The organism is Klebsiella sp. DY2415 (assembly GCF_026314315.1).
Lineage (GTDB): Bacteria > Pseudomonadota > Gammaproteobacteria > Enterobacterales > Enterobacteriaceae > Klebsiella > Klebsiella ornithinolytica.
The window spans coordinates 1,956,478-1,968,747 of the sequence record NZ_CP111115.1; the positions used below are offsets into that span (position 1 = coordinate 1,956,478).

The window sequence follows — 12,270 nt, forward strand, 5'->3', positions numbered from 1 at the left end:
ATAAGGCCAGCCTCCGCTGGCCTTTTTGCTGCTATTTTTTGCTCTGCGAGACGCTGCTACCGGCATCTTTGCTCAATCGCAGACTATCTACCATTCCCACCAGACAAATTAAGGCAATAAAGACAAAGGAGAGCCGGAAGCTGATCCCCGGTAGGGTCGTCAGACTTAACCACTCACTGGCTTTTTCACCCATGCGAATGCCGATCGCGCCGAGGGTGATCCCCAGACCCACGGCCAGCTGTGACGCGGTACTGAACAACGTATTGGCGTAGCTCATCTGCGCAGGCGGAACATCGGCAAAAGCAAGCGTGCTCACACCGGTAAACTGAATCGAGCGGAATACGCCGCCGAGATACAGGATCATACAAATAAGCCAGACCGGGGTCTGCGGCGTTAAAAAAGCACAGGCGAGCAGCGAGATGACGTTTAGCGTCCCGTTTATTAACAGCAGCCGACGGAAGCCGAGCCAACGGATGAGCGGGGTGGTGGCGGGTTTAATGGTGAAGTTGCCGACAAACACCGCCAGCACCAGCAGCCCGGAATGGAACGGATCCATACCAAAGCCAACCTGAAACAGCAGCGGTAACAGAAAGGGGACGGCGCTGATGGAAGCACGGAAAAGCGATCCTCCGTACATCGTAACCCGAAAGGTGGGCACCTGTAGCGCATCGAGACGCACCATCGGCCACTCTGCCCGGCGGAAATGGCGCAGAGCGAACAGCATGCATCCCGTACCGATCCCCAGCAGGACCAGGGTTGTCCAGCCTTGTGGTCGGGTATCGCCAAGCAACTCCATGGCGCTCACCAGGCTCACCATAGCAACCGATGTCGCAAAGAAGCCGGGAAGGTCAAAGGGACGTCGCTGCGCTTCGCGGATATCGGGAATAATTCGCAGCGACAGCGCGATGGCGATCAATCCCAGAGGAACATTAATAAAGAAAATCCAGTGCCAGCTGGCATAGCGGGTAATAAAGCCACCCAGCGGTGGACCGATGATCGGCGCAACCAGCGCCGGCCATGTCAGTGTGGCAATGGCTTTGATGAGCTGATCTTTTGGCGTGGTACGCAGTACCGCCAGGCGGCCGACGGGCACCATCAGCGCGCCACCAATACCCTGAAGGATTCGCATGGCGACAAAGGTGTCCACGTTGCCGGCAAAGCCGCAAAAAACGGAGGCAAGCGTAAAAATGGCCAACGCCAGCGTGAAGATCTTACGCGCGCCGAAGCGATCGGCAATCCAGCCGCTGGCCGGGATCAATACCGCCAGCGTAATCAGGTAGGCGCTGATACCGATATTGAGGTCAACCGCCGCAACGCCAAAATCTTTTGCCATGTCCGGCAGCGCGGTAGCGATTACCGTCCCGTCAAGAAACTCCATGAAAAATGCGCCGGCGACCAGCAGCGCAGGAGCAGAGAAGGCGCGGCCTTCTCGTGAAGAGATATCTGTACTCATTGTGTGTTTGCCATCGCCTGGTGAGGTGCCTATCGCGGGAAAAACGTGCAGGCTCTTAACTCTGCGATTTCCCTCACTTTTGTTTAATTTATAAATTATTCTTGTAAATAAATTGTGATTTAGCGCATGTTTCTATTGATTTATGTGATGCAAGTCATATTATAGACCCCATCAATGGTAACACCTGCATAACAAAACCGGAGTCGCTTCATGAAACTGCGCAAAATTCTGAAGAGCATGTTCGAGCAGTACTGCAAAACATTCAAAGATGTACCGCCTGCCGGTATGTTCTGATAAAAAAACCTGCTGCGGCAGGTTTTTTTATCTCTCGGGATTTAGGTTACTATTACGCTCCTCGAAAAAGGAGTAATAAATGTCTCAACATCTCACCGAACAAGACGAACTGGTTTCTGACGTTGTCGCCTGCCAGTTGGTTATCAAACAGATTCTCGACGTCATTGATGTCATCGCCCCTGTTGAAGTCCGCGAAAAAATGACCACGCAGCTGAAAGCCATCGATTTTGCCAGCCATCCGGCTTCGGCCGATCCGGTGACGCTGCGCGCGGTCCAAAAAGCGATTGCGCTGATTGAGCTTAAGTTTACGCCGCAGGGTGAAGCACACTAAGTTGTTTCGCCCCGCTATCGCTGTCGATGGCGGGGCGAAAACCAGACGTTAATGAGAGATAGCGGCCCTTGCCGACGCCGGCTGTTCATCTTTAAATAGCTTACTGTTGCCCCAGCACTCTTCATAACGATGGCCGACTAAATCCTCCACGATAATACGCACATCGGACGGGATATCGCTAACCTTACCCCCTGCTTTAATCCGCGCCACTTCCTGCAATACGACCAGGTGCGCTTTGCGATCCAGTTTCATCTGCTTGCTGAAGACAATGGCCGCCAGCGCCAGCAGGATCACGCCGCTACAGAACACCACCGCAATGGCGGTCACGGCGCTTTCTGGTTGCGTATGCGCTTTAGACTGGAACCCGTAAAAGCTGAGAATAGCTCCCATCGTGAAGACAATAATCGAACGCAGGATTTTTCCGGAGAAGGTCATGGCGCCCGCGTAGATCCCTTCGCGGCGGCGGCCGGTATAGATCTCATCAACATCGGCGAGGAAGGTGTAAACGGTCCATGGAATGTAGTACACGCCGCCGGTACCCAGGCCAAACAGCACCGTGATCCCAAACATCAGGATGGTTGCCAGATGAGCGGGCAGATGGAAAAACCACAGCGAGGTGTACAGCAACACGGAGAAAATCACGATGCTCAGCGCCAGAATATAGGGCTTGCTGAATCCCTTTTTCACACACAGGCCGATAAACAACGCCGTAGAGAGCAGCTGCAGAATCGAGTTCAGGCTGTTCAGCCCGGCGACCATCGCCGGATCGTGCTGCAGGACAAAGATAACGAAGTAGGTAAAGATCGAGGCAAACAGCCATTCTGCGCCGAAACCGCAGAGATACATCCCAAGATGTTTGCGGAACACGCGTAGATAGAAGGTTGAACGCATATCCTTCGCCAGCATCAGCAGGGTCGTGAGCAGGCCTTTTTTCTCATTCACGCGAACGTCTTCTTCACGCGGGCGCTCCCAGCTGCAAAACCACAGGCAGGAGATGGCGATAATCAGAATAACCCCGTAGGTCAGCCCGGTCAGGAAGAACGGTGTGGCGGAATCTTTGCCGTACAACAGGATAAACTGACCTGGGATGAACGCCGCCAGGAAGTTGGCAAGCTTGCCGAAAATGGCTTTATAGCCGGTCAGTTTAGAGCGTAATGAGAAGTCGTCGGTCATTTCGGTGGCTAAGGTTTCATAAGGCACCATGACTGAGGTATAAATAATCTCAAAGACGACGTAGGTGCAGAGGTAGTACCAGAAACCCAGCCCCTCAACCCACAGCAGCGGGTAAAACATCATCAGCGGGATGCCGATCAATAAAAAGAAACGTCGGCGTCCGAAGCGTTTGCCGAGCCGCGTTTTACCGAAGTTATCGGTCAGGTAGCCCATTAACGGATTGCTGATCGCATCGATGATGCTGGCGACGGAGAAAATGAACGACGCCTCAATCAGCGTCAGTCCGCAGAACGTGGTGTAGAAATAAAGTAGCCAGGCGCCGCTGATCGCCAGCGCGCCGCTCCCCAGTAAATTACCGCCGCCGTAGGCTAGCTGATGGCGTAACAAAATCGGTCTTCCCTGCAACCCTTGTGAGGTTGAAGCCGCGTATCTTGCCATTAATATAAACCTCATGTTTTAAATTTTTGAAACGCTGTTTTTATATTCTTAAAGTCGATGGCGAAAAGTGATCGCCGTCACTAATCACCCGCTGCGCCATTTCCCAGAGCAGGAATGCGATCGGCTTAAAAGTTTTTAATGCTTTTCAGGAATAAGAACGGCGCCTGAACGGCGGAAATGATGTGTCAGAAACAGCGATCGCTGGAACGTTATCCGCGATGGACGGAGGCGTGAAGCGGAGGGATTGATGATCCGGTGTCGTTTATTCGCGCAGCGGAACGGTGGCCATACGGCGGTCTGCAGGGCATCGTCCGGCGGGTTTTAGTGCCAACGCTGCGCGGTTGCGCCGGCCAGGGCGAGCGCTATGCTGCGATGCGAAAGCCGTTCTCTCGGGATCCATACTCGCTGAGAGAACGGTTGATGTGATGCCGGCGCGATGGCCTTAATCCTGGCGACGTGTCACCAGACTGAGCAGGCGGTGATCGGTCTGAAGCATACCCAGGCCGGCTTTATCCGCGTTACGAACCTCTTCAAGCACGCTTTGCAACAGCACGCCGTCCTGCTGCTGCTCTTTCTCCAGCAGCGTCAGGAAGCGCCAGGTGGTGTCGTCGCGTTGCGCTTTAGCCTCTTCGGTCAATCCGGACAGCATGCTGCTACGCTGTTCATAATCGGCCAGGGTGGTGGTAAACAGATCTTCGAGGGAGTGACAGTTATAGCTGTAGCTGCCTTCATTTTTGACGATCGGCCAGTTTCCGCCGGTCTTCATGAAATCGAATACGCGCATCATCTGCGTCACGTGGGATTGTGCCCGGGAGCGCAAAAAGATGGCGGTGCCGTTCAGACGGTGCTGTTCGCACCATTCGCTGAGATGCAGATATAAATTTGAGGCATGAAACTCAAGGTTCATCTGATTATTGAGTTTTTGAGCCATTCCTGAAACGACCATAAAAAATATCCTTATTAAGCTGGAGGTATCATTCACGCGTCGGGAATCTTCGCCGGTGAACGATAAAATGCGAGACTCTTTACGCGTAACATTGTCGGCAAAATAATGAATTTGCACTTTCCCTATGTGTATCGGTAATTAATTAGCGCCTGCCGATATATATAGAATACCCTCAATAATAGACTAAGAAAACTCTCAAGTGCATCTGTTTACGTTTCGTTACAACATCCTTATAAAGCGTGTTGTTTTTGTCTTTTACTTGATTTTAATATCTATATCTTGATGATTTTATTGAATTTATTTTTATGGCTTTTTTTATGATATGGATGATGCCTACGACATATTAATTAAATATGAATTTAATCCTGAGGTCATAATTCGGTCATGTCGCATCAACCATTCGGTAAAAAAGAAATCACGAGAAATGATTGAGTGACGTCATTTTTACAGGACCAGATAAGCGGGGTGATGAGGTGTATTCTGTTATTAACGGTAATAAAATTCTCCTGTGCGATATTTCATCTTGTGAGAAGTCGTATCGGTAAGGGAAACGGCTGAAAAAGGGGGCACAGCACTTTCGGGACATCTCCTGAGAGCAGGCGGCGGTAGCGACAAGGATAAGTCTGCTGATGATATGGATAATATTGCTATATGCAGGGCTAATTGTCTGACAATTGGCTCTTTTTTTATGTCATTTTTCGCTAAATCTATGCACGCAATTACTGTAATTCCGCGATGTGATAATGCTCTCGTATGGAGAATTGATTTCCAGTTATTACTTAATGAACAACGGCAGTTCGGTGTGCGATTTTTCTAATGCCTTGTTTTACGTCCGATAAAAAAATTAAGTCCGATACTTCCCTACAGAAAAGCGAAATAAAGCTGGAGTTTACCATGCACAAATTTACTAAAGCGCTGGCGGCGATCGGTCTCGCTGCGGTTATGTCACAATCAGCTATGGCTGAAACGCTTAAACTCGGATTTCTGGTCAAACAACCGGAAGAACCCTGGTTTCAAACCGAGTGGAAATTTGCCGATAAGGCCGGCAAAGATTTGGGCTTTGAGGTAATTAAAATTGCGGTCCCGGATGGTGAGAAAACCCTGAATGCCATCGACAGCCTGGCGGCCAGCGGGGCAAAGGGCTTCGTTATTTGTACACCTGACCCGAAACTCGGGGCGGCGATTGTCGCTAAAGCGCGCGGATACGATATGAAAGTCATCACCGTCGATGACCAGTTCGTGAATGCGAAAGGTAAACCGATGGAGAGCGTACCGTTGGTGATGATGGCCGCCAGTGAAATTGGCGCCCGTCAGGGGCAGGAGCTGTACAAAGAGATGCAAAAACGCGGCTGGGATGTGAAGGATACCGGCGTGATGGCGATTACCGCTGATGAACTCGATACCGCCCGTCGTCGTACCACGGGTTCCATCGACGCGCTGAAAGCGGCCGGTTTCCCTGACCAACAGATCTACCGCGTGCCGACTAAATCCAACGATATCCCGGGCGCCTTCGACGCCGGTAACTCGATGCTGGTACAGCATCCTCAGGTGAAGCACTGGCTGATCGTGGGGATGAATGACAACACTGTACTGGGCGGCGTGCGCGCCACCGAAGGTCAGGGCTTTAAAGCCGGGGATGTGATTGGCATTGGCATTAATGGTGTGGATGCGGTTAACGAACTCTCCAAAGCGCAGGCGACCGGTTTCTACGGTTCTCTGCTGCCTAGCCCGGATATCCACGGATATAAAACCAGCGAGATGCTCTACAACTGGGTCACAAAAGACGCAGAACCGCCGAAATTCACTGCGGTCACCGATGTGGTGCTGATCACGCGCGACAACTTCAAAGAAGAGCTGGCGAAAAAAGGGCTGTAAGGCCTGGTTGACCCTGCCTCCCGCAGCCTGCGGGAGGCTGAGCATAGAAGAGCGGAGTTGTTATGCAACAGTCTACCCCTTATCTCTCATTTCGCGGCATTACCATGACCTTTCCCGGCGTTAAGGCGCTCTCCGATATTAGCTTTGACTGCTATAGCGGACAGATCCACGCCCTGATGGGGGAAAATGGAGCCGGAAAATCGACGCTGCTGAAAATTCTCAGCGGCAACTATATACCTACCGCCGGCGACCTGCAGATAGACGGCCAACCGCGCGTATTCAGCAACACTACCGAAGCGCTGAACGCCGGAGTGGCAATCATTTATCAGGAGCTGCACCTGATTCCGGAAATGACCGTCGCGGAGAATATCTACCTCGGCCAAATCCCGCATAAGTACGGCTTAGTGAACCGCTCGCTGCTCAACTACGAAGCGCGGCTGCAGCTGGAACATCTGGGGCTGGATATCGACCCGGAAACGCCGTTGAAATACCTCTCCATCGGCCAGTGGCAGATGGTTGAGATTGCTAAGGCGCTCACCCGTAACGCAAAGGTTATCGCATTTGATGAACCGACCAGCTCTCTTTCGGCGCGCGAGATCGACCATCTGTTTCGCGTCATCCGCGAATTGCGTGAGGAAGGGCGCGTGATTATTTATGTTTCGCACCGCATGGAGGAGATTTTTGCGCTCAGCGATGCGATCACCGTGTTTAAAGATGGCCGCTACGTACGCACCTTCGATGATATGCAGACCGTGAGTCATGACGCGCTGGTGCAGGCGATGGTCGGGCGCGAGCTGGGCGATGTTTACGGCTGGAAACCGCGTGAGTATGGCAAAGAGCGTCTGCGCCTGGAGCAGGTCAAAGCGCCCGGCGTCCGCAGGCCGGTAGATCTGTCGGTGCGCAGCGGGGAAATCGTCGGCCTGTTTGGGCTGGTCGGGGCCGGGCGTAGCGAGCTGATGAAAGGGTTGTTTGGCGGAACCCGTATCACCGGCGGTCAGGTGTATATCGACGGGCAGGCGATCGATATTCGCAAACCGGCACAGGCTATCGAGGCCGGAATGATGCTGTGCCCGGAAGACCGCAAAGCGGAGGGCATTATTCCGGTCCATTCCGTACGCGACAATATCAATATCAGCGCGCGTCGCCGGCATATTCACGCGGGCTGCATCATTAACAACGGCTGGGAAGCGCACAACGCCGATCGGCATATTAAGTCGCTTAATATCAAAACCCCGGGCCCCGAACAGCTGATTATGAATCTCTCCGGCGGCAACCAGCAGAAGGCGATTCTGGGACGCTGGCTGTCGGAAGAGATGAAAGTGATCCTGCTGGATGAGCCGACCCGCGGCATTGATGTGGGCGCTAAGCATGAAATTTATAACGTTATCTATGCCCTGGCGGCCTCCGGTGTCGCCGTCGTTTTCGCCTCCAGCGATTTGCCCGAAGTGCTCGGCGTGGCCGATCGTATCGTGGTGATGCGCGAAGGTGAGGTGGCGGGCGAACTGCTGCATGATGATGCCAATGAACAGCAGGCGTTAAGCCTTGCGATGCCAAAAGTGAGCCAGGCGGTCGCCTGAGTAAGGAGTCAATAATGTCCTCTGTTACTACCCCTAATGCCCGCCAGAGTTCGTTTAGCTTTGCCCGAATCTGGGATCAGTTTGGCATGCTGGTTGTTTTTGCCGTGTTGTTTATCGGCTGCGTGATTTTTGTACCCAATTTTGCCTCGTTTATCAATATGAAAGGGCTGGGGCTGGCGATTTCAATGTCCGGTATGGTGGCCTGCGGCATGCTGTTTTGCCTGGCGTCCGGGGATTTTGATCTGTCGGTGGCATCGGTCATCGCCTGCGCTGGCGTAACGACGGCAGTGGTGATTAATCTGACGGAAAGCATGTGGATAGGGATTGCCGCCGGTCTGCTGCTGGGGGCAATCAGCGGGCTGGTTAACGGCTTCGTGATTGCCCGGCTGAAAATTAACGCCCTGATCACGACGCTGGCCACAATGCAGATTGTGCGCGGCCTGGCTTATATTATCTCCGACGGAAAGGCGGTCGGCATTGAAGATGAGCGCTTCTTTACCTTAGGCTATGCCAACTGGTTTGGCCTGCCGGCCCCGATCTGGCTGACCGTCGCCTGCCTGATTGTTTTTGGTTTACTGCTCAACAAAACCACCTTTGGCCGCAATACGCTGGCTATCGGTGGCAATGAAGAGGCGGCCCGTCTGGCGGGGGTGCCGGTGGTGCGGACCAAAATTATTATCTTCGTGATCTCAGGCGTGGTTTCTGCGGCCGCGGGGATTATCCTCGCCTCGCGCATGACCAGCGGCCAGCCGATGACCTCGATTGGCTATGAGCTGATCGTTATCTCAGCTTGCGTGCTGGGTGGCGTGTCGCTGAAAGGCGGGATCGGTAAGATCTCTTATGTGGTTGCCGGGATCCTGATCCTCGGCACCGTAGAGAACGCCATGAACCTGCTCAATATCTCGCCGTTCTCTCAGTACGTGGTGCGCGGGGTGATTCTGCTGGCGGCGGTTATCTTCGACCGTTATAAACAAAAAGCAAAACGGGCTGCTTAATAATCCCCCAACCTTTTAGTCTAATCCCTGATTATCGCCAGCGCCCGCTACGCTGGCGATAGCTATCAAAAATGGCGATCCCGGTCACACTGTCTATACTTACATGGCTAACAATCCGTTAACAACCAGCGTTGTGCTGGCCATGAAAGGAGGAGAACAGGGTGGCTGACAAGATATCTGTACCGCCTGTGCCAACCGAACATCATGCATTTTTCTTTGACCTCGACGGCACGCTTGCCGATATCAAACCTCATCCCGATCAGGTTGTTATCCCCACACAGGCGCTTCAGGCGCTGCGGCAGCTTGCGCAGCAGCACGGTGGGGCGGTGGCATTGATTTCAGGGCGCTCAATGGTTGAGCTTGATGCGCTTACCCATCCATACCGGCTGCCGCTGGCCGGTGTTCACGGGGCAGAACGCCGCGATATCAATGGTAAAACGCACATCGTCACGCTTCCTGATGCGCTGCTCCGGGAACTGGATGAGCAGCTGCGGGCGGCGCTGGAGACGATGCCGGGATGTGAGCTGGAACACAAAGGCATGGCGTTTGCGCTGCATTATCGCCAGGCGCCGACGTACCAGAGCGCGGCGCTATCGCTGGCGCAGGGGATTGTCAAACGTTACCCCATCCTCGCATTGCAGTTGGGTAAGTGCGTGGTGGAGATTAAGCCGCGTGGGGTCAATAAAGGGGAAGCGATTGCGACGTTTATGCAGGAGGCGCCGTTTCAGGGGCGTAAACCGGTATTCGTTGGCGACGATTTGACGGACGAAGCCGGGTTCAACGTCGTGAATCAGCTCGGCGGCATGTCGGTAAAAGTTGGCAAGGGCGACACCCAGGCGCAATGGCGTCTGCCGGATGTCGCGGCCGTTCAGCATTGGTTAATCAGCATCGCAAATAATAAGCAACAACCTGATGCGCAAAATGACAGGAGGGAGGGTTATGGGGCGCTTAGTCGTAATATCTAATCGTATTGCGCCACCGGATGATAAAAAGGCCAGCGCGGGTGGCCTGGCCGTGGGCATTTTGGGCGCGCTGAAGGCCGCCGGTGGATTATGGTTTGGCTGGAGCGGAGAGATTGGCGATGACCAGAAACCGCTAAACACGGTGACGCGAGGCAATATCACCTGGGCCTCGTTTACGCTCAATGAACGGGATCATGACGAATACTACAACCAGTTTTCCAACGCCGTGCTGTGGCCGGCATTTCACTATCGCCTGGATCTGGTGGACTTCCAGCGTCCGTCATGGGACGGCTATCTGCGGGTTAACGCCAACCTGGCGAAGAAGCTTCTCCCGCTGATTGAGCCCGATGATATTTTGTGGATTCATGATTATCATCTGCTGCCTTTTGCCAGCGAGCTGCGCAAGCTCGGGGTCAATAACCGTATCGGTTTCTTTTTGCACATTCCGTTCCCGACGCCAGAGATTTTTAACGCGCTGCCTCCGCATGCCGAGCTTCTTGAGCAGCTCTGTGACTACGATCTGCTTGGCTTCCAGACCGATAACGACAGAGTGGCGTTTCTTGATAGCGTCTCGCTACAGACCCGGGTAGTAACGCGAGATGGCCGACGCCATGAGGCATGGGGCAAACATTTCCGCACCGAGGTTTACCCGATAGGCATCGATCCTGACGAGATTGCGCGCAGTGCGAAGGGGCCGCTGCCGCCCAAACTGGCACAGCTGAAAAGCGAGCTTAAGGGGGTAAAAAATATCTTCTCCGTTGAGCGACTGGATTACTCTAAAGGCCTGCCGGAGCGCTTTCTCGCCTATGAAGCCCTGCTGGAGAAATACCCGCAGCACCATGGCAAGATTCGCTATACGCAGATTGCGCCAACCTCCCGCGGCGAAGTACAGGCCTATCAGGATATTCGCCATCAGCTGGAGACCGCCAGCGGCAGAATCAATGGCCAGTACGGACAGCTGGGCTGGACGCCGCTGTACTACCTGAATCAACATTTTGAACGCAAACTGTTGATGAAGATCTTCCGCTATTCCGATGTCGGGTTAGTGACGCCTCTACGCGACGGGATGAATCTGGTGGCGAAAGAGTTTATTGCTGCCCAGGATCCGCAGAACCCGGGCGTGCTGGTCCTGTCGCAGTTTGCCGGGGCGGCGAATGAGCTGACCAGTGCGCTGATCGTCAATCCCTACGATCGCGATGAGGTGGCCGCGGCGCTGGATCGTGGTCTGACGATGCCGCTGGCGGAACGCATTGCGCGTCATGCGGAGATGCTGGCGGTCATCAAGGATAACGATATCCATCATTGGCAGGAGCGGTTCATCAGCGATTTGCAGCAGATCGAACCGCGCAGTGAGGAGAGCCGATTGCAACGCAAAGTCTCAACTTTCCCCAAACTGGCGTAGCGCGGTAAGCGGGAAAAAGGCTGACGCCTTTGGCGTCAGCCTTTTTCCAGAGAGACCAGTAAAACGTCCACGCCGCTGCTGCCGACGATGCTTTTCGCCGAGCAGGTGGCGCGCGAAAACAGGCTGTGGTTGTGATTGCCACATATCACCAGGTCCACGTGATGCTGCTGGCAAAAATCTTTGATGTGGTGGCTGAGTTCGCCGCTGGCAATCGTCACGTTGTCGATAGGGTAATTGGCTTCTTTCGCCAGTCCGGAGAGAAAATCTCGCGTTTCTTCATGCATCAAGTCCCGCAGGTTTTCCAGCATCGGCGCAGCAAACTGGTTATATAACTCCGGATCGGTGGCCAGCGTGATCAGGCTGACTTTGGCATCCAGCGGACGTGCGATAGAGACCGCTTTATTGATAAGCACGCGGCTTTCCGGCGTTGGGGCGACGGCAACGAGCAGATGAGAATAGGACATCAGGCCTCCTTCAGATACGCGAATTAACCCTTCATACTTTCTTTACTCTCATTTTTTATCTCCCGCAATCCCTGTTCATCACACATTAAGCGACTGATTTCTGGTGGAGATAAATCACGTTTTCATCGACCAAGTTTTAGTTTTGGACATGCGTTTTGTTATAAAGGAAATGCTGTTTTATAAATAGGTGATGCGTGTTCGTCGACTCTTTGTATTTTTGCCATGGACGGGGGCGAGCTGGCAAAAACGAAAAGGTAACCCTGTTCTCATACTTCTACTGTAGCCATGTATCCACTCCCTTTTGGCTAAGCCAGAAAGCTTGTCGGAGTTCACTAAAAAAAAGACACAGGATTTACGGCG

The 12,270-nt window shown here is 53.3% G+C and carries 11 protein-coding genes; 7 read left to right on the forward strand and 4 right to left on the reverse strand.

The features are described 5' to 3' along the window. Window positions 1–31: 31 nt before the first annotated feature. Window positions 32–1,453, reverse strand: a complete 1,422-nt coding sequence (locus tag OQV00_RS09085; RefSeq protein ID WP_004864116.1) for an MFS transporter — start codon at window positions 1,451–1,453, stop codon at window positions 32–34. 210 nt (window positions 1,454–1,663) lie between these two features. Between OQV00_RS09085 and azuC the strand changes: the two genes are divergently transcribed. Then, window positions 1,664–1,747 (forward strand): stress response protein AzuC, encoded by an 84-nt coding sequence (azuC, locus tag OQV00_RS09090; RefSeq protein WP_015583995.1) that lies wholly within the window; start codon window positions 1,664–1,666, stop codon window positions 1,745–1,747. Between the two features lie 79 nt (window positions 1,748–1,826). Beyond that, on the forward strand, window positions 1,827–2,078 hold the full coding sequence (locus OQV00_RS09095; protein ID WP_004864113.1) for a DUF2766 family protein: 252 nt from the start codon (window positions 1,827–1,829) through the stop codon (window positions 2,076–2,078). A 48-nt stretch (window positions 2,079–2,126) separates the two neighbouring features. Here OQV00_RS09095 and OQV00_RS09100 read toward each other — a convergent pair whose 3' ends face one another. Continuing rightward, entirely contained in the window at window positions 2,127–3,638 is a 1,512-nt protein-coding gene (locus tag OQV00_RS09100; protein ID WP_015583996.1) for an MFS transporter, read from the reverse strand. Between the two features lie 493 nt (window positions 3,639–4,131). Then, entirely contained in the window at window positions 4,132–4,635 is a 504-nt protein-coding gene (locus OQV00_RS09105; RefSeq protein ID WP_162661009.1) for a non-heme ferritin-like protein, read from the reverse strand. Between the two features lie 894 nt (window positions 4,636–5,529). Here OQV00_RS09105 and OQV00_RS09110 point away from each other — a divergent pair. The 5 genes from OQV00_RS09110 to otsA all read left to right on the forward strand — a co-directional run bounded on the left by OQV00_RS09110 (window position 5,530) and on the right by otsA (window position 11,446). Further along, complete coding sequence (locus tag OQV00_RS09110) at window positions 5,530–6,510, forward strand: arabinose ABC transporter substrate-binding protein (RefSeq protein ID WP_004864103.1); 981 nt, start codon at window positions 5,530–5,532, stop codon at window positions 6,508–6,510. Window positions 6,511–6,572: 62 nt separating this feature from the next. Beyond that, window positions 6,573–8,087: an L-arabinose ABC transporter ATP-binding protein AraG gene (gene araG, locus OQV00_RS09115; protein WP_004864098.1), complete on the forward strand. Its 1,515-nt coding sequence runs from the start codon at window positions 6,573–6,575 to the stop codon at window positions 8,085–8,087. A 14-nt stretch (window positions 8,088–8,101) separates the two neighbouring features. After that, on the forward strand, window positions 8,102–9,082 hold the full coding sequence (araH, locus tag OQV00_RS09120) for an L-arabinose ABC transporter permease AraH (RefSeq protein ID WP_004864095.1): 981 nt from the start codon (window positions 8,102–8,104) through the stop codon (window positions 9,080–9,082). Between the two features lie 161 nt (window positions 9,083–9,243). Further along, the gene (otsB, locus tag OQV00_RS09125; RefSeq protein WP_015583997.1) at window positions 9,244–10,047 is read left to right on the forward strand and encodes a trehalose-phosphatase; all 804 of its coding nucleotides are present in this window, start codon (window positions 9,244–9,246) and stop codon (window positions 10,045–10,047) included. Further along, the gene (gene otsA, locus OQV00_RS09130; RefSeq protein ID WP_004864090.1) at window positions 10,022–11,446 is read left to right on the forward strand and encodes an alpha,alpha-trehalose-phosphate synthase; all 1,425 of its coding nucleotides are present in this window, start codon (window positions 10,022–10,024) and stop codon (window positions 11,444–11,446) included. Before otsB ends, otsA begins: the two co-directional genes overlap by 26 nt. A gap of 35 nt (window positions 11,447–11,481) precedes the next feature. On the opposite strand, the gene uspC is transcribed toward otsA, so the two are convergent. Beyond that, window positions 11,482–11,910, reverse strand: a complete 429-nt coding sequence (gene uspC, locus OQV00_RS09135; protein WP_004864087.1) for a universal stress protein UspC — start codon at window positions 11,908–11,910, stop codon at window positions 11,482–11,484. Window positions 11,911–12,270: the final 360 nt, after the last annotated feature.